The following is an 18,442-nucleotide window of genomic DNA, read 5'->3' as shown; positions in this document are numbered from 1 at the left end:
TAATCTCTACACGGAGACTTGTCCGGCTCTCGCAGGAACCACAGTCTCTTCAATTCCCCCGCCAATGTCCCCGGACAATTCGGAAACAAGCGTATGCAAGCGAATCGCAATCTGTCGCATCGTTTCAACGGATGACAACATTTCTTCCATCGATTGGTGCTGTTTGTTCGACGCACCCAGGACATGCTGAATATTCCCCCGGATTTGGTCAAAGGAACCCGCGCTATCCAACATGGATTGTTGAATTGTGGAGGTGCTGCCCGCAATGGCCTCTGTTGAAGCGGAAATCTCCATAACTCTTCCGTGAACCGCTCCATTCGATTGCACGATGCCCAGAAATGCTTGTGTGGTGTTGTTGACCAGCTCATTGCCTGTAGACACTTGCTTCTCCAAGTCATCCATCGTTTGAGCAGTATGTGTGATCTTCTTCTGCATTTCTGAAAGGAGTTCCAAAATATGAATGGCAGACACCGTCGTTTGCTCGGACAGCTTGCGAACTTCCTGTGCCACCACCATGAACCCGGCTCCTTGCTCACCTGCATGGGCCGCTTCAATTGTGGCATTCAAGGCCAATAGATTGGTTTGCGCTGCAACGTCCTTGACCAGATCCACGATTTCTTCTGCCTGATTCGCGTGTTCGACCAACTCCCCTAATACTTGTTTGACCGAAAGGGAGGACTCGCTGATTTGGTTCATCTGCTGCCCCGTCTGCTCGATCACTCCTCTGCCTTGCGCAGTCAGCTCCATATTCTCGCTTGAGGTCTCGCTGAGAATCACAGTTGCCTTGGCAATGTGCCGAACCTCTTCCTCCATGCGCTGCATGAGCATAGCGATTTGGTCGGCCTCCCGCTGATTCTGTGTTGTCAAAGCCGAGATAGACATTGTCTGCTGGTGAATGGAGTCAGCATGCTTCGTATTCGACTCTGCCCGGGCCAACAAGGATGCGCTGTGCTGCTCTATCGATTCCGAGGTAAGCGTCAATTCCCGCAGTAATTGTTTAATCGTCTGCTGATGCTTGTCATTTTCTTGCTTCATGGCTGCCGTATCCTTCTGTTTCCTATGAATCTGTGCCATGTTCGCCGCTGCAGTCAGCACTAGAAAAGCCGCGTGAATCATAACCATCGAGAAGGAGTAGTCGCTTTGCCCGTAGGCAAATTCCGGCATCCACAAGTACGATCCAATATGGTGTATGGCGAATAAGGCGGTCATCCAAACCATCAGACCTATATGTTGATAGGAGGCGGCTACCGCCATGACCATAAAAATGGAAAAATGATACTCGACCATACCGTTGCCTGCAACAATGATCGTCACACTGGTGAACGTGAGATGCGTGGCGTTCACCCACGGAAACCACGACAAAATTTGCTTGCGATACAAATACACATTCCATAGAAAGATACCCGCGGTCAAGCCCATCATCGCGAAAAATGCCGTGTCCAAGTTGACTTCGCCGTGTCCGTGACCGGCCATCAGTTCGGTATGATGCAAGGCATATACAATCATAGCCAGGATCATCCCGCACATCGATAACCGCAGATGCAATTTTTGAAATTGTGTTGTCATATTCCTCTCCTCATTGCCAATTGTATTTTTATTGAGTCAACTACGCAGAAGTATAAATTTTCCTCCTCGACGAATTCTCCACAATCCGTTTAGAAATTGTTGAGAACAATTTGCTGTAATAGAACTTGCAGCTAGGGAAACTGAACAGGAGGCTACATTGGAAATGGATGATGCAGAACATCTAGAATTTTGGCCAGGACAATGGATCGAACTGCAGAATGAAAGCGGCGATATCTTCCATACGCAGATTATGAAGAGCGAGGGCCGACTTACCTATATCCAACGTCCCACTAACCGATATTGCGAGCATATGTCCATGACTCCAGGGCAATCGGTGGAAGTCTTCTTCCACGATCAGCGAAACGGGCTTTATAGCTTCACCGCGACTCTGCAGCGAGTTCAGGGGCGGGATTCGTTCGAATCGCCTTTTATGCGGAATGTGAAGAGGGCCCAGCGAAGAAAATATTTCAGAGTGCCGGTTGATATGGAGATGGAGTTGGTTGAGAAATCAGATGATCCAGCCAAGAGCCGCCAGCCGCTGCTGCTGCGCACGGCAGATCTGGGCGGAGGCGGAGTCGCCTTCCACTGCGCGCAATCCATACCCGCAGGAAGCAAGACGAGCGGTGTGCTCCATCTGAGGACCAAACAGAATTCGAAGCAGATCCCGTTCCACGGCACGATTATGAATTGTCGCCCTTTGCCGGATGGACAATACAAAATAGCGCTCGAATTCGAGGATATGAAAGAGTCGCTCCGCTCCGAAATTATCAAGTTCTGCATGTTCAAGCAGATCGAGCTGCGCAACAAGCTGAAAAATTATAGTGTATAAGCCAGAAGCAGCATGCAAACAGCCCTGCACGGACCCTAAGGTCTGATGCAGGGCTGTTCGTTCTGTTCGTCAGTCGTCACTTGACGGCTACCCGCCCGCGTTACTGCGCCTGATAGGCAAGCAGGCGCTGGAAGACGCCGGCGCCATCTGCAGCCAGCGCCTGATAGTTCCCTTGCTGCACAACGGTCCCCTGATCCATGACGACGACCTGATCCGCATTGCGAATCGTGGACAAGCGATGCGCAATAACGATGATTGTCATTTTGCCCTTAAGCTGCTCAATCGCTTGCTGAATCTTCTTCTCGTTCTCGGTGTCAAGCGCGCTCGTAGCCTCGTCCAGCACGAGCACGGACGGCTTGCGCAGCATCGCTCTCGCCAGCACGATGCGCTGGCGCTCGCCGCCCGATAGCCGAATGCCGCGGTCGCCGATCACGGTATCCAGGCCTTGCGGCAGCTCACGCACGAAGCCGTCCGAAACCGAGAAGCGCAGCGCCTCCCACATTTCCTCCTCGCTTGCCTGCGGCGCGGCAATGGCCAAGTTCTCCCGAATGCTGCCATGGAACAGAAAAGGGTCCTGCGAGACATAGCTCACCGAGTTGCGCAGCCGCAGCGCCATGGACGCGGTTAAAGGCACACCATCCACAAGCACTTCTCCGCTTTCCGGATTCATCAGTCCGATCAGAATATCAATGAACGTGCTCTTGCCCGCTCCCGATTTGCCGACGACCGCGGTCATCCGGTTCGCAGGTATGCTGACGCTGACGTTCCGCAGCGCATATGCCGCGTCATTGCGGTCGTAGCGGAAGCGGAGATGACGGCAGGCCAACGCCTCGCGGATCTCCAGCTTATCCTGTTCCGCAGGGCTCGCAGGTACGGGCCGCTGAACCCCGCCCCGCGGCTTGGCGATATCAACGGGTGAAGACGCGGCGTTCTCTGCCCGTCCTTCTTGAGCCTCCGCTGTCTCCCGCTGCAGCTGCAAGAGGCTGCGAAAGGCCGGAATGGACTGGGCAATTTGCTCCCAATGATTCTGCAGGCCAGACAGCTTCGGCCACAGGCGAGAGAAGATCAGGATGATTACAGCGAGCTGCTCGATCCCAACCTTAAAGAAGGCAACCGACAAATAAACGAACAGCGAAATGATAACAGCCGAAGCGATCTTGTAGCGGAACTGCGAAGCCGATTGGAGGCGGGCGAATTGAACGAAATTCCGTTCCATCCGCATACACAGCTGCCGAAACCAGTGAACGTGCTGTTGTTCCATCCGGTTGCTCTTGATCTCTTTAATCCCGTTAAAGTGATCTGTTACACTGGCCATGTAGTGCTCCGACAAGTGCGTCGCTCTTTCCCCCAGCTGCTGCGAGCGGCGCACGAATTTCTTGGAGTACAGAGCCAGCGCCGCACCGCATAACAGAACGAAGGCTGTGAGCTTCCATGACAGCCAGAAAGCGAACACCAGCTGTACGATGGTGAACAGGATAGTGGTCGTAATCCGCAAGGTCAAATACGTGCCGCTTGTCACTCTCGCCAATTCATTCGTCATGATATGATTGAAATCCGATTTGCGCTTGCGCAAAAAAAACGACCAATTGGCTTGCAGCAGCCCTTCGTAGATTTCCATTCTCAAGTGGCGGATGTATCCCTGCTGGATGGCCATATTCATATTCGTTTGGAAGCGCTGCAGCCAGGCCTGCCCGGTCAGCAGCGCAACGAACAGAAGGAGGATGGCGGGCAGCAGCCAATCGGTCGGCAAACCGTCAAGCGGCCGGAGCAGCCAGTCCACTAACGGCATGGACACCGCATCGGACTGGAACAAGCCAACCAGATGAAGCATCGGCACCAGCATGAAGATGCCCACGCCTTCCATCAAGCTGATGACAACCATTGTCGTCAGATTGAGATACATCCTGGCTCCAGCAAAGCGATGCAGTTTTTTGACATAAAGCCAAATCTCGCTCACTGGCTCACCTCGCTTTCGTGCTGCTCGCACGAAGCATCGGCATGCGGGCTGCATCCATGATCTGGCGCATCATTTCTTCCACAAGAAATCCTTCCGCCGGTCTCCGCAGCTTGAAAATAGGAACCGTTCGGCTGAGTGCAACACACATGTCCAAATGCCATTGCAGGCGGCCGAGCAAAGGAATCAACTCATGCCGATAGGTGTGCTGCTGCAACAGCGGCAGCTTCTTCAGTCCTTGAACAGCCATCAGACTTACGGAGTCAACATGTTCCTTGTCCAGTTCGAACACACCGCCTAGCGGCACAGGGGAAGGATGAAAATCAGCGTTTGTCGGCACGGCATACTTCGTCTCATACAGCGGGGTATACCGTTCGGCCCCATCCATACCTAGCTGCTCAAGGCTTGTTTGCCACAGCTTCTGCTGCGGATAAGCTGGTGCGACTATCGGAGCGGTCTGCCGGGAGCTTGCATCCACCGCAATCACATCGTCGCTGATGATGGAGAAGCCTTCCCGCACAAACGCCGCCGCGAGCGTCGACTTCCCGGCGCCCGACTCCCCTACGAATGCGTATGCCTGGCCATTCATCAACACAGCGCTGCCATGAAGCGGAAGCGTCCCTCGCTGCATCAGCAGTACGCCCATACAAGTCCCCAGCACGTACATGCGCACGCGAGCGGCAGGCGCATCAGGCAGCGGCGATACTTTTATGCTTCGTCCGCCCTCCACGCAATAGAGGGCCAAATCCGGCACGCGCAAATACAGCTTATCGTCATATATGGCGCAATAGGAAGCTGCTCCGCCATATTGCCGCCACTCGTCCGTCAGGTCTGCCAAGGTGACCTCCACTTGCGCTTCGCCAGACCCAGCTTCGGCTGCTTGCAGCTCCGGCATAGGCAGCTCGCTGACAATATGCAAGCCGAACGCTTGCATAGGCATGCGGACGCGATCCATTCGACTTCCCCCCTTTTCCCTGGTTCACTGGCATTAGAAGAGTTCTGCTTCTCCCGAAGAGCAAGCGAGGACTCATCGTCTGCTTCTTCTTCCATACTTATGATTCCGGCGGATAAGCGCCCGGGGTACGCGGATTCGCATCATCCCGCCTGCTGTCAATCCAGATGCCTCGGCCGTTCATGGTCTGACTGACGTCCAATACCTCCACATTGGGACACTGCCATGGCTTTTTCTCCATTTGCTTCACCTCCCTTCGTCATGCAGGTCTCAAAACCGCCGAAGAAAGCGATAGACTACCAAACTGCGCATGAATAGCCGCAAATCAGGATGTGCGGCATGCTCCGGCTTGGGCGGAACGCTCCAGTTATCGAGCAGCTGCTTCAGTCTGGCTGTGTGCAGATAAGGCGCTGCCGCCGAATCCTGGCACAGCCTGCCCAGTTCCTCCCTGATTTGCGGCCAGTGAGGCAGGCAGCGATGGACCCAGTCCGCCCCCTGAATTCCCCGCTTCTGTTGATTCAGCCTGACGGCATCCGGCAGCATATGCTTGGTTGCCCTGCGGATCAGCGCGCGGTCGTAGCCGTTCTGCACATATTGGGAAAGCGGAACAGAAGCGCAGAAGCGGATCACTCTGGGATCGAGCGTCGGGTCGCGCTCTCGGACGCTGTAGCGCAGGGACAGCTTCGTCCCCGACACCCCAAGCATGCTGGGGATGCGCAAATCTTGCAAGGACAGTTCCCTTGCCTTGCACGCATCCAGCGTGCTTATGCGCAGTTCGCTCAGGTAGTCGCTGATTCGCTCATCCACTCGCATCCGTTCCGCAAACGAGGGGTGAATCATGGACGGCAGTCCTGCCTGATCGGGCTTTTCATCTTGCTTCGCCAGCATAGGGAACGCTGTCTGGAGGATATCCGGCAGAATGCGCCTTCTCCCGGTACCGATCCGGCGGCTGTAAAGATAAAGCTCCCTATAGAGCCGCAGCCATCTCCACTTTCTAAGGAGCTTGCCGTAATAGGCGAGGGACGGCCCCCATGAGATCGTCTCGTTTCCGCCCGTCCCGGTTAGCATGACCCCGACCTGCTGCGCCTGCGCCTTTTCGAAAGCTCCCCGCATCCAAAAGGAATTCTCCACGTACTTGTAGGGCAGCTCCAACAGCTCCAGCCAAGTGTCTATATCTTGATAGGGACTGCTTCCCTGGAATGTCTCCATGTGGGGAATGATATGCCCGATATGATCCACAGTCGCCTGAATATAAGGCGTTTCATCTGCTATCCGATCACGGGCCGTCCAATCGGAGAAATCAGCCGGAGGGATGCAGCTGTAGGCATACAGGCGCTTGCCTCGATCCTTCAACGAATGGACCGCGAACGCAGCCACTGTCCCGGAATCCAGGCCGCCGCTGAGCAACACACCTACTTGGCGAACCGTGCGCACCTTATCGTCCACTGCCTGCTGAAAGACGGAACGAAACGCCTCCTCGTATTCAGCATTGGAGCGAAGCCTGAGGGGTTCGGCTGGAGGACAGATGGCGCTGTACTGCTCGATGCTGATGCGTCCTTGCTCCATACAAATGCAGTGGGCGGGAGGAAGCTGGCGGATCTGCTTATACGGAGTAGCATGCAGATTCAACGCATCAACCAGGCTTGGCAGCGCCAGATATTCGGCCAGCCACTCCTCATTCAGCCGCTTGCACAAGTAGGGCAGCGCCAGCAGCGGGGAGATCGTGGTGGAGAAGGCAAACTGCCCGGACTGATAACAGTAGTAGAGCGATCGATTGCCCAGCAAATCCCGAGCCCCGAACAAGCGCTGATGCCTTTCGTCCCAGATGAAAAAAGCAAAATCTCCATGCAGGTAACGGGGAGCGTCTGTCCCCCACCGGCGATAGGCCAGCATAATGAGCTCGCTGTCCGTCAGCCGCTGCCGCAAATGTCTGTCGATGCCGAGCCGGTCGAACAATTCTGCCCGATTGTCCACGATGGCATCGGCTGTGATGGCCAATCCCTCCTGCGGATCATAGAAGGGAAGCTGCTCCCGACAGGACTCCGGCGTAATCCATTGAGTATGACATCCGAAAAAGATAGGACCGCTGACCCAGCTGTCCGTACGGTCAGCCGGGTAGGCTTCCAGCGCTCGCATCATCCGCGCGCCGTACTCCGGGTCCACAGGTTGTGAGTGATCGTGATAAAGACCTACGATTGCCGTCATCATTCCCTCTGTCTGCAACACAACGGTTACAATTTTGATAGATACCATTTGTTACTTTTGTACTAAAAGTATACATTATGTATCATTCCTGCGTCAATATACAGTCCATTCTCTTGCTTTAATGATAAAAAGCCCGCGCACCGCCATAATGGCGGGCGCGAGCTTCTCCCAAGCTACACATATTTTATTATTGGATGCCTTCTGCAACTTCCTTGACCATCTCCGCCACGGAGATCAGACCGCCGCCGGACAGATACCAGAACTCCGCATCCACGTATACAATGTTGCCGTCCTTGTAAGCGTTGGTGTTCTTCACCAGATCGTTCTCGATCACTTCCTGGGCAGGCTGCACATTCTCCCCGGACACGACGGCATCGCGGTCAATGACGAACAAATAATCGGGGTTCTTCTCCGCAATGTATTCGAACGAGACGCTCTGGCCGTGAGTGGAAACCTCCAGGTTCTCATCGACCGGCGCGAAGCCCATGACGTCATGCAGCAGACCAAAGCGCGAGCCCGGACCGTAAGCGCTTATCTTGCCGCCTGTGGTCAGTATCATCAGCGCCTTCTTGTCGTCGCTTCCTGCCACTGTCTGCAACTTCTCAATCGAGGCGCGAATCGACTCCAGCTCCTGCTCCACCTCGGCTTCCTTGCCGAAGAGCTCACCGATCATCTTCGCATTATGCTCGAAGGATTCCATATAGTTGGCTGTATCCAGACCGACAAATACCGTTGGCGCAATCTCGTTCAATTCCTCATACGCTTCAGACGTTCTGCCCGAGATAAAAATGACATCCGGCTGAAGCCCGTAGATCGTCTCGAAATCAGGCTCGAACAAAGTGCCCGCATTGACATATTGCTCCCCCTCGTACTTGCTCAGGTATGAAGGCAGACTGGCTTGCGGTACAGCGGCTACTTCGATGCCCAGCTTATCCAGTGTATCCAGCGTGCCATTGTCGAAGACGACAACAGTCTGCGGATTTTTCTCTACCGTAGCCTCACCCAACTGATGGGAGATGACCATCGTCTCCGGCTCAGCTGCATGGTCGGCATCCTGATCAGCCTCATTGCCTCCGCCATTGTTTTCCTGAACAGAAGCAGCACCATCGTTGCCGCCTGTAGCAGCCGGTTCATTCGCCCCCCCCGCATGCAGCTACTATCATCGCCACAGCCAAAATCAACAACAATACAGATAAATTCTTTTTCATGTACAACCACTCCTTTTGTATGTGAGGTTTTATTTTTCTCAAACCTTGTTAACCAAGTTACGACCAGCGCCTATTACGAGAAATACACGCAAATCTTGCGGTCATCAATCGTTTCGATCGGAATGTCCATGTCATAGACCGCTTTCAGCACCGTATTGTCAATGATGCTGTCGGTCGGCCCATCGCTGACGATCTTGCCGTCCTTGAGCGCTACAATTTGATCCGAGTAGCAGGAGGCGAAGTTGATGTCGTGGATGACGATGGCAATCGTCTTGCCCAACTCGTCGACCATCCTTCTCAACACCTTCATAATTTGCACGGAGTGCTTCATATCCAGATTGTTCAGCGGCTCATCCAGCAAGATATAGTCCGTATCCTGCGCCAGAATCATAGCGATATAAGCACGCTGATTTTGCCCGCCGCTCAGCTGGTCCAGATAGCGGTCCTGCAGATCGGCAAGCTCCATGTAGCGGATGGCCGCGTCCACATGCTCCCAATCCTCCTTGTTCAGCCGGCCCTGCGAATAAGGGAAGCGGCCGAAGCTGACAAGATCGCGCACCGTCAAGCGGACGGTGATATGATTCGACTGCTTGAGAATGGATATTTTCTTCGCAAGCTCCTGCTGCTTCCACTGGGACAGCTCCTTGCCCTCGACCAGCACCTCGCCTTCGTCCTTCGACTGCAGGCGGCTGATCATGGACAGCAGCGTACTCTTGCCTGCGCCGTTCGGACCGATAAAGGATGTGATCTTGCCCTTCTCGATGCGAACGGAAACTCGGTCAACAACGGGCTTTGCCCCATATTTTTTGGAAACCTGCTTAACCTCTATCATTTCGATGGATTCCCCTTCAGCAGCAAGTAGATGAAATACACGCCGCCTATAAAGTTAATGATGACGCTTAAGGTAGTTGAGAAGGTAAACACCCGCTCTACGATCAGCTGACCTCCGACCAAGGCCACGATGCTGATCAGGATCGCACCCGGAATCAGTATCTTATGCTTGTGCGTGCCGTGGTACTGATAAGCGACATTCGCCACCAGCAGCCCGAGGAAGGTAATCGGACCAACCAAGGCGGTGGATACCGATACCAGCACGGCCACCATCATCAGCATTCGCTTCACGACCAGATCATAGGGGATGCCGAGGTTGACCGCATGATCGCGCCCAAGCGAGATCGCGTCCAAATACTTGGCAAACCGCACGAAGTAGACGGCAATGGCGAGCAGCACGATGCCGGAAATCATCAGCAAGTCTGTGTTCACGTTGTTGAAGCTGGCAAACATCCGGTTCTGCAGCACCAGAAATTCGTTCGGATCGATGATCATCTGCATGAACGACGATATGCTGGAGAAGAAAGTGCCGAAGATGATCCCGATCAGCAGCAGGAAGTACAGGTTTCGCCCTTCCCCGCGGAACAGGATCTTGTACAGCACGCCGGCGAACAGAACCATCAGCCCTACCGAAATCGCAAAATGCAGATTTTTGTTCATCATGACGAGCGTCGTTGAACCGGCTGTGAACACAATCACCGTCTGAATGAGCATGTACAAGGCGTCGAGTCCGATGATGCTCGGGGTCAGAATCCGATTGTTCGTAATCGTCTGGAAGATGACCGTCGAGAAGGCAATGGCGCTGCCTGTCAGCACAATCGCCAATATCTTCTTGCCCCGCCGGGGCAGGACGTAGTCCCAATGCGGCCCTATATCGATAAAGAGAAACAATAAAATCAAAGTAATTGCGGCAGCGCCGAGTATCCCCATTTTCACAGCATTACCCATAGGCCCGTCTCCTCAACAGCATATACAGGAAGATTCCGCTGCCCACTACGCCGACCGTCAAACCGATAGAAATCTCATACGGATAAATAACGAGCCGTCCCAGAATGTCGCAGACCAAGACGAATACTGCGCCCAGCAGTGCCGTGTGGGACAAGCTTCGCTTCAGATTGTCGCCCTGATAGATGGAAACGATATTCGGGATAATCAACCCGAGGAACGGAAGCATTCCGACGGTCAGCACGACGACAGAAGTGACAGCCGCCACGATGATCAAGCCGACATTGACAACCGTTCTGTAATTAAGCCCCAAATTGGCGGAAAAGTCTTCTCCCATGCCGGCGATTGTGAATCGATTGGCAAACACATAGGCCAGAATCACAAGCGGCACGCTGATATACAGCATCTCGTATCTGCCCTGCAGCACGACCGAAAAATCACCATGCAGCCAAGAGCCAACCGTCTGAATCAGATCATGCTTGTAAGCAAAAAAAGTGGTAATCGATCCCACGATATTGCCGAACATGAGCCCGACCAGCGGAATAAAGATCGCATCCTTGAACTTCACCTTCTCCAAGATGCGCATGAAGATGGCGGTGCCGAGCAGTGCGAACAAGAAGGCGACTGTAATTTTCCCCAGCATGCCCACAGTCGGGAAGACCAGCAGCGAAACCAGAATGCCCAGGCTGGCGGAATCCATCGTACCGGCAGTCGTAGGCGACACAAACTTGTTCCGGCTCAGCTGCTGCATGATCAAGCCGACTACACTCATGCTCACCCCTGCAATAATAATGCTGATCAGTCGCGGAATGCGGCTAACCCACAATACCTGCGCTTGCTGGGGCGTCAGATTGAACAAATCGAGCGGCGATAGGCGCTGTGCCCCGACAAACAAAGAGGTCAGCGACAAAACAACGAGTGCGACAATCAAGTATCTTAGCTTCATGGCTCTTCCTAACGTATGAATAGTCTTGTTCAGTAACGATAATCATTCTCATTAAGAATGAAAAAGAAAAAGGCTGTCGTTTAGAGAGACGCTTTCAGAGAAGGGCAGTTCGCATCAGCGCTCTCTATGTATGCCATATTGATAATGATTATCAACGTCAGCCATGTATTATGATACACGATATTGTATAAATGGGAATGGACATTTCTGTTTTTTGCTTGGACTTTTCTTCAATGTGCCCGATACGACAGCTCCTTCACTGCGCTCTCCACTACCTTTTCGTGGATAGCCGCGTTATACAGCAGCCTTTCGCCATGATGGACAAACAAGCTTTTGGCCTGCAGCGATCCTCCGAGCGCTGACCTCCACTGTTCCTCCAACCTCTTGCACGCCGCATCGTTGGTGGAGGCGGAAACGAGGAATACCGCATGCTCGCAGCCCAGAGCCGCTGCTTCCTCAAGGCGGCAAATCTCCAAATAACTGTAGGCATGCAAAGGATGCTCCGTCTGACCCTGCAAGCCGCTGTAGAACAGATCCTGCACCTGATCGGTCTGCTTGCTGTAAACGCGGAAGCCATCGGGCATTACCCCGATCAGAAGAAACGGTTCCCCTCCCAGCTGCTCCCGAATGTGGAACCTGGCCGCTTCTGCTTTCTGATCAAAATTGACCAGCCAGTATTTCGCTACTGGCTCAAGCTCCAGGAACTCGCTGATCTTCAACAGGCGCTCCTTCCACGACAGCATCTTCCAATACAGCACCTGAACCGGCGCAATCTCCTCCAACCTGTCCTGCAGCTCCTTCGGAATGGGGGAAGTCAGGATGATATCGGGCTTGCTGTCCGTTATGGCAGGCAGACTCTCCCGGAGCTTTCGCGACCAGCCCCGTTCTAATGACAGAACAGGTGTCACACCCAAGACAGCGAGATCACCCGTGAAGACCGGAGACAGATTGGCGACGCGACGGCGAGATCGAACGATGTACTCGCTTGGCGCGAGGCCCATGTTTTTCTTAAACAGACGGCTGAAGTAATATTCGTCTTGATAGCCGACTGCATGGGCCGCCTCCGATATCGACAGACTGCCGCTGTTCAGCAGCCGCAAAGATGCTGTCAGCCTCACAGCAGTAATATACTTGTGCGGCGACAGCCCTGTCTGCCTGCGAAACAGCTGATAAAATCGGCTCGCGCTCCCTCCCGATTGCCTGGCGAGCTGATCGATGTCAATCTGCGACGCGTAATGCTCCAGGATATATTGCTTGGTTTGTTCAACATAATAGAGCAGGTCCGGCACATCTGCTCCCTTGTCCCTGGTATGGACATATTCGAAGCACGCCGCAGCGATGGCATACAGACGGGAATGACGCTTCAATTCATCCGCTGGCTCGTCCGCTGACCGCCTGAAATCCTCCAGCCACAGCTGTGCCTGCGGCAGGCGGAATGCAAGCAATCGCGGGTCATCCGACGTACATACCTGCTCGCTTCCCTCTCTCCAGGCAAACCGCAGCCAGGCCAATGAAGCGGGGGTGTCGTGAGCATTGACGATGGCGGTATCGCTTAAGGGCGGAATATAAAAAAGCTCTCCCGCTGCGACCCGACCGGCTGGTTGCCCGGCCAGCACGACCTCCACACTTTCCCGAATAACTAAGGCGAAGGCATGATCTGGGCTTTCCGGTATGCGGATCGTCGCAGTGCCTGGGACGAGGATGTCTTCCAATTGTTTGAATTCCAGCACAATCACGTCTTGTACACCTTCCAACTGAGAATGATTATCAATATATTCACTTTACCGCATTTTTCTTTTCTTTACAATGGGGACGTTCGCTGAGCGGAGCTAGCCCTTCGGCTGAAGCGTCTTGCGCACGCGATGGACGGCAGCCAGGACAATCGGTACTGCAGCAAACAAAATCAGAATGATGTAAAGACTTATCTCCCCTTCCTCCGCATGCTCGGGGTAGCTCCAGGCGGACAGCACCGACATAAACAAGACAACCGTTACAATCGGATAGGAAAGCTTCCGCACATCGGACACCTTGAACAAATCCCCGACTAATGCCGAAGCGGCATAGCAGTACAGCGTCATCTTGAAGAAAACGCCGATAATGAGCGTGAGCATGACAATGGCATCCAACCGCTGCAGAAATTCGCCAATATGGACGACACTGACGGTCGTAAACAAGGGAAAGGATGCCCGCCCGTAAATATCCGCGCCGAGTACGGCAATATTGAGCGCATGTGTCATGCTGAGCAGAATGCCGCTGGCCATAATCGCGGCCGAGCCGACTTTTGCCGCTTTGCGCTTGTTGTTAAGCAGCGGCAAAATAACGGTAAAGGTTGCGAGCTCGGCAAAGGGGAAGGCTAAAATTTTCGGGTAGGCTGCCTGCAAGATGGAGCCCCACCCCTCTCCATATATGGGCAGCAAATTGCTCATATTGATCTCGCCGGAGAATAAGGCTGCACAGTATCCAATCGCGCCCAGCGAGAGCATGACCAGGATGTAGATCTCTCCCAGCCGAAAGAACACCTCTACCCCCTTGGACAGTACGTAAATGACCGGAACAGCAAACACGGCGTGAATGACGAATAATGGCGTTTGATCATACGAGGTGGTAATCAGCAAATCTCCGGCCTCGCGCAGGTTGCGCGCGGCAATATACATAAAGCTGAGAATAAACAAGTAGCTGATCGGAAATGCGAGGAACGGTCCCACTATTTTGCGCATGTACCCGCTTAAAATCAGCTGGGGATATTCCCGAAACAAGTACATATACACCCCGTACAGCAGCAAGCCTCCCGGCAAAGCAATGAGAATGGACAACCAGACGCCCTGCTCTGCTGTAAGGCCTATAGGCACAACAAGAGCCGTGCCAAATTCAAACAGCATGATCATGGCGAACAATTGCGCCAGGCTTATGGTCATTTTGCCAGACAATGCGATCCCCCCTGCGTGGATACTTTTTGCGGAATGTACATTTGACTTTCGGGCCATCCTAGTAGCAAACTTTGCTGATTCGGAGGCAAGCATGAAAAACTTTGGGATCTTCCTCCTGCTGTTCGCATCGAATGCCGCCTACCTCACATTGGTCGATTGGATCATGGCAGGGAACTTCGCCGAAGCCATTCACACGGTGATCCACTCCTTCGTTGCCATTACGATGGCAGAACAGCTGATGATCAGTCTTTACATATTCGTTCCCGCTGTTACCGCATTCATCAGATGGTGGAAGGCGCGGTCAACTCGCGCCTCCTAATGCTGTCTACTCCCCTCCAACGGTATAGGGCTTCATTCTCATGCCGGTTCGCCGAATGAATGCCTCCACTTCCACTTCAAGCAGGCTCTCTGCGAAAATGTCCGGCCACTCTTCCTTCCACTCCTTCCACAGCTCGGGATGCTGTTCGCCAACACGAATGCCGAACTGAAAAATATCGCTTTTGGCTTGCTTTGCTGCCTGAACAGCGGCGACAATTTCCTTCTCAGTGGCAGCTGCCCACTCCTGCTGAAGCTTGACCAGCGTTTCCTTCTTGCTAATATCCATGGGACATTGCAGCTCGTTGACAGAGCCCTCCTGTTCGACCTTAATGCGAAACAGCGGTCGTCCGTGCTTCACTTCCACCTGTGTACTCGTGCTCGAGCGCAGCAGCTCGATAGCCGCCCCCTCCGGTTTGTCATCGCAAGGAAGAGACATGCTGGTCCCTTTGAGCTCATCGAGCAGGAAGACAGTCCCTCTCGCTTGCGGACCGTCCAGCCAAGAAATCAGCTTCCCTTCCTTGAATAGCCCGATGCCATCGATGGACATAAAGGAAGGCACCTTCGTTTCTTCCTCATTCTTGGAAGACGCCCCGAGAGCGGGGTCGCCCTGGATGCGAATGCCGGAGATGGCCGGCTCGCTCTCGCCGACCAAAGTCTGAATCAGTTCCTTGATGGTCATGGCATGGCTTTGCCCCCAAGTATCGGAGGCGAATTCCAATCTCCTCATAATCCCCGAGGCAGATACGTTCTCAAGCGGCGTAAACATCGACAGCACTTGCTCCGCTTTGGCTTCCTTGGCGATCAAGATTTGCGCATTCATCCGGAACTCCCGGGATCGTTCATAAAAATCGAATAGATTGGAGAATCCTTCCCGTGCCAGTTCCTCGCCTATAATAATGATCTGTGTATGAGCGAAAAACGGCTGCAGGGGCACACTGTTGGCAGCTTTGCGCATCGCCTCGAAAATCGAGCTCCCCGTTTCAGCATAGAGAGTTATGGGCATTGCTTTGACGGTTCCACCGCTTTTTTGTCCCACGGCCATCGCGCCCGGATTCACAATTTGCATGCTCACCCTGTATTGGTCCGCCTGCCCGGCCTTGTCGATGCCGAGTCCCACAACGATCGCCAGCTGATCAAGCTCGCGGTTGTTCCAGCAGCCGGTCAGCACCAGCAGCATCAAGCCCCCTACGAGCCAAGTTCGGCGCATTCAGCTTCCCTCCTCGTCAGGCCGGCTCTGTGTTCCTTGCCGACTCATATTTTGCTGGCTGATCAATCGGGGCCGGGCAAAGAGCTTTTTATGCGGGAAGCGTACCAGTGTATCTTTATGATCCTCCAAGATGAAGGGAGCGAACGGACTCATATAGGGAATGCCGAAAGACCGCAAGCTGCACATATGGGTCAGAATCAGCAAACTGAACACCGCCATGCCGTAGAATCCGAACAAAGCCGCTGCCACCATCATCAAAAACCGGACAACCCGAACGCCCAGCGACATGCCAAACGACGGATTGGCAAAGCTGCTGATCCCGGTAATGGCTACGACGATGACCATCATCGACGAGACGATGCCCGCTTCAACCGCTGCCTGGCCGAGCACCAACGCGCCTACAATAGACACCGCCTGCCCCACTGCCCGCGGCATGCGCACTCCCGCTTCCCTTAATATTTCGAAAGCTACCTCCATCAGCAGAGCCTCGATAAAGGCAGGGAATGGCACGCTGTCCCGCTGTGCCGCCAAACTGATCAAGAGCTCGGTCGGAATCATCTCCTGATGGAACGTGATCGCCGCAATATAGACCGATGGGCCGAACAGGGCGATCAGGAACGCCCCATACCGCAGCAGGCGGATGAAAGACGTTACGGGAAACCGCTGGTAGTAGTCCTCGGAAGACTGAAAATGCATGAAAAATGTCGTCGGCGCAATGAGCACGAATGGTGTTCCATCTACAAAGATCGCAATGCGGCCCTCCAGCAGATTGCCTGCTACAGTGTCCGGCCGCTCTGTATTATAAATTGTCGGGAATGGCGTATTCGACTCATCCTCAATCCACTGCTCGATGTAGCCTGATTCCAGTATCGCATCCGTGTCGATCTGATGAAGCCGATCCTTGATTTCCTTGACAATCTTTTCACTGGCGATGCCATTTATGTACATGACGGCCACATCCGTCTGGGTGACCAGACCGATCTTCATCGTCTCCAGCCGCAGATTCTTGCTTCTAATGCGTTTGCGCACCAACGCCACATTGGTGCCGATGGATTCGGTGAACGACTCCTTCGGTCCGCGAATAACCAGCTGTGTGGAAGGCTCCTCCACACTGCGATGCTGTCCGCCCTTCGTCCCGCAAACCAAAGCTTCCGCATGCCCCTCTACGAATAGCACGGTATCCCCGGACAGGACAGACAAGATCACGGTATCCCAGTCCTGTGCCAGCTTCACTTCACCGACGGCGAGCGCATGGCTCTGCATAAATCGAAGCAAATTGTCTTCGGCGCTCCCGTCTTCCTGCGAAGGCTTCTTGGGCAGTTGGTTCGATTCGGTCAATAAGGAGTGAAAGATATAGGCGTTAATCTTGTCCTTGTCGCTGATGCCGTCCAAATAGACTGCGGCCGTCCGAGTATTGCCGACCGCCCGAAGCTCCCGCACAACCAGATCAGAGCTGTGGCCAAGCATCGCTTGCAGGTTCGCCAGATTGACCGCAACCTGCTCCGCCAGCGAGGGCTGTGCTGGCGCCTGGCGAGGCTCTGGCTTGCTTCTCCATCGCATGAGGTTTCCTCCTCACCATCCGTAATCGGCTAGTCGGTTCTATGAGCCCCTATTGTCCAGGTGTAAGACTACGAAGGAAGGCACTTCCGCGGAAGCGCCTTCTCTCCCGTCTACGGATTGGCTACAACGGGTTCCATGCCTGGCGTTGCATGCACGAAAGCCGGCGCCGGATTAAGCTTGGGCACCTGTCCCCTGGCGATCGGGTCTGCCACATATTCGAATTGTCCGCGCCCGTCCATGCTTGCGCCTGCCGCCCAACGACCTTGCTTGCTCTCCTCCCCTTTGGAGAAATCCAAGAATTGATACGATACTTCCTGGTACTCCAGGTTTTGCGGGAAGGAAGCAGGAACGACAGCGCTCTGGATCTGCTCCAGCTCCTCAATGGCAGCCATCCATTGGTTCTGGTGCATCGTATCCCGCGCGATCAGGAAGGACAGCATATCCCGTACGCCGGGATCCGTCGTTTCCTCATACAGCCTAACCACCTGAAGCCTGCCCTGCGATTCCGCATTCAGATTAGCGCGGAAGTCGGCAAGCAAATTGCCGCTTGCTATCGTATACCTGGAATTCCAGGGATAGCCCACGCTGTCCGTAGGCGTTGCGCCTAGTCCTGATACGATGACGTGCTGCGGATTCATTCCTCCGAGCACGGCCCCGACCGCCGGATTCTGCGCCGCCTGCTCCACTTGGTCGACTGGCGCGCCATCGAGCAGCTGGGCAATCATTGTAGCGATCATCTCGACATGCGCCATTTCCTCGGTCCCGACATCCAGCAGCATATCCCGATACTTGGCCTCCGCCCGACAGTTGAACCCCTGGAACAGGTACTGCATCATCACCGTGATTTCGCCAAACTGACCCCCCAGTATTTCCTGAAGCTTCTTGGCATATACCGGGTCCGGCCGATCCGGCTTGGCATTGTACTGCAGCTCTTTTACATGAAAAAACATTGTCGCACCCTCCTGTTAGCCAGCAACTTTTTTCCATCCATAGA

General features: G+C 54.0%; 15 protein-coding genes and 1 pseudogene. 2 read left to right on the top strand and 14 right to left on the bottom strand.

What is annotated here, in order from left to right; translation table 11 throughout:
- Positions 1 to 6 precede the first annotated feature (6 nt).
- Positions 7 to 1,566: a methyl-accepting chemotaxis protein gene (locus XYCOK13_RS07890; protein WP_213411446.1), complete on the bottom strand. Its 1,560-nt coding sequence runs from the start codon at positions 1,564 to 1,566 to the stop codon at positions 7 to 9.
- A gap of 163 nt (positions 1,567 to 1,729) precedes the next feature.
- Here XYCOK13_RS07890 and XYCOK13_RS07885 point away from each other — a divergent pair, with 163 nt between their 5' ends.
- Positions 1,730 to 2,395, top strand: a complete 666-nt coding sequence (locus XYCOK13_RS07885) for a flagellar brake protein (RefSeq protein WP_213411444.1) — start codon at positions 1,730 to 1,732, stop codon at positions 2,393 to 2,395.
- 100 nt (positions 2,396 to 2,495) lie between these two features.
- On the opposite strand, the gene XYCOK13_RS07880 is transcribed toward XYCOK13_RS07885, so the two are convergent.
- The 10 genes and pseudogenes from XYCOK13_RS07880 to XYCOK13_RS07835 form a co-directional block, all read right to left on the bottom strand.
- On the bottom strand, positions 2,496 to 4,352 hold the full coding sequence (locus XYCOK13_RS07880; RefSeq protein WP_373314354.1) for an ABC transporter ATP-binding protein: 1,857 nt from the start codon (positions 4,350 to 4,352) through the stop codon (positions 2,496 to 2,498).
- A 4-nt stretch (positions 4,353 to 4,356) separates the two neighbouring features.
- Positions 4,357 to 5,304: a phosphoenolpyruvate carboxykinase (ATP) gene (locus tag XYCOK13_RS07875; RefSeq protein WP_213411442.1), complete on the bottom strand. Its 948-nt coding sequence runs from the start codon at positions 5,302 to 5,304 to the stop codon at positions 4,357 to 4,359.
- Between the two features lie 97 nt (positions 5,305 to 5,401).
- The gene (locus XYCOK13_RS07870; protein WP_213411440.1) at positions 5,402 to 5,542 is read right to left on the bottom strand and encodes a paeninodin family lasso peptide; all 141 of its coding nucleotides are present in this window, start codon (positions 5,540 to 5,542) and stop codon (positions 5,402 to 5,404) included.
- 29 nt (positions 5,543 to 5,571) lie between these two features.
- On the bottom strand, positions 5,572 to 7,554 hold the full coding sequence (locus XYCOK13_RS07865; RefSeq protein WP_244865059.1) for an asparagine synthase-related protein: 1,983 nt from the start codon (positions 7,552 to 7,554) through the stop codon (positions 5,572 to 5,574).
- A gap of 139 nt (positions 7,555 to 7,693) precedes the next feature.
- A pseudogene (locus tag XYCOK13_RS07860) lies at positions 7,694 to 8,714 on the bottom strand (siderophore ABC transporter substrate-binding protein).
- A gap of 73 nt (positions 8,715 to 8,787) precedes the next feature.
- On the bottom strand, positions 8,788 to 9,546 hold the full coding sequence (locus tag XYCOK13_RS07855; protein WP_213411436.1) for an iron ABC transporter ATP-binding protein: 759 nt from the start codon (positions 9,544 to 9,546) through the stop codon (positions 8,788 to 8,790).
- A complete protein-coding gene (locus XYCOK13_RS07850) occupies positions 9,543 to 10,493 on the bottom strand; it encodes an iron chelate uptake ABC transporter family permease subunit (protein WP_213411434.1) in 951 nt (316 codons plus the stop codon). The genes XYCOK13_RS07855 and XYCOK13_RS07850 overlap by 4 nt, the downstream gene beginning before the upstream one ends.
- On the bottom strand, positions 10,486 to 11,436 hold the full coding sequence (locus tag XYCOK13_RS07845; RefSeq protein ID WP_213411432.1) for an ABC transporter permease: 951 nt from the start codon (positions 11,434 to 11,436) through the stop codon (positions 10,486 to 10,488). The genes XYCOK13_RS07850 and XYCOK13_RS07845 overlap by 8 nt, the downstream gene beginning before the upstream one ends.
- Before the next feature lie 230 nt (positions 11,437 to 11,666).
- Positions 11,667 to 13,172 (bottom strand): AraC family transcriptional regulator, encoded by a 1,506-nt coding sequence (locus XYCOK13_RS07840; RefSeq protein WP_213411430.1) that lies wholly within the window; start codon positions 13,170 to 13,172, stop codon positions 11,667 to 11,669.
- A gap of 93 nt (positions 13,173 to 13,265) precedes the next feature.
- Positions 13,266 to 14,363: a GerAB/ArcD/ProY family transporter gene (locus XYCOK13_RS07835; RefSeq protein ID WP_244865058.1), complete on the bottom strand. Its 1,098-nt coding sequence runs from the start codon at positions 14,361 to 14,363 to the stop codon at positions 13,266 to 13,268.
- 91 nt (positions 14,364 to 14,454) lie between these two features.
- Between XYCOK13_RS07835 and XYCOK13_RS07830 the strand changes: the two genes are divergently transcribed.
- Positions 14,455 to 14,682: a YczF family membrane protein gene (locus XYCOK13_RS07830; RefSeq protein ID WP_213411428.1), complete on the top strand. Its 228-nt coding sequence runs from the start codon at positions 14,455 to 14,457 to the stop codon at positions 14,680 to 14,682.
- Between the two features lie 6 nt (positions 14,683 to 14,688).
- Here XYCOK13_RS07830 and XYCOK13_RS07825 read toward each other — a convergent pair whose 3' ends face one another.
- The 3 genes from XYCOK13_RS07825 to XYCOK13_RS07815 all read right to left on the bottom strand — a co-directional run bounded on the left by XYCOK13_RS07825 (position 14,689) and on the right by XYCOK13_RS07815 (position 18,398).
- Positions 14,689 to 15,888 carry a Ger(x)C family spore germination protein gene (locus XYCOK13_RS07825; RefSeq protein WP_213411426.1) on the bottom strand — a complete coding sequence of 400 codons (1,200 nt, stop codon included), beginning with the start codon at positions 15,886 to 15,888 and terminating at the stop codon, positions 14,689 to 14,691.
- The gene (locus tag XYCOK13_RS07820) at positions 15,889 to 17,448 is read right to left on the bottom strand and encodes a spore germination protein (protein ID WP_213411424.1); all 1,560 of its coding nucleotides are present in this window, start codon (positions 17,446 to 17,448) and stop codon (positions 15,889 to 15,891) included. It lies immediately after the preceding gene.
- 110 nt (positions 17,449 to 17,558) lie between these two features.
- Positions 17,559 to 18,398, bottom strand: coding sequence for a manganese catalase (locus tag XYCOK13_RS07815; protein WP_213411422.1), 840 nt, complete (start codon positions 18,396 to 18,398; stop codon positions 17,559 to 17,561).
- Positions 18,399 to 18,442: the final 44 nt, after the last annotated feature.

It is taken from the genome of Xylanibacillus composti, from assembly GCF_018403685.1.
In the GTDB taxonomy this organism is placed as follows: domain Bacteria; phylum Bacillota; class Bacilli; order Paenibacillales; family K13; genus Xylanibacillus; species Xylanibacillus composti.
The sequence above is the reverse complement of the archived record's forward strand: the minus strand, read 5'-3'. Positions and strand labels throughout refer to the sequence as shown.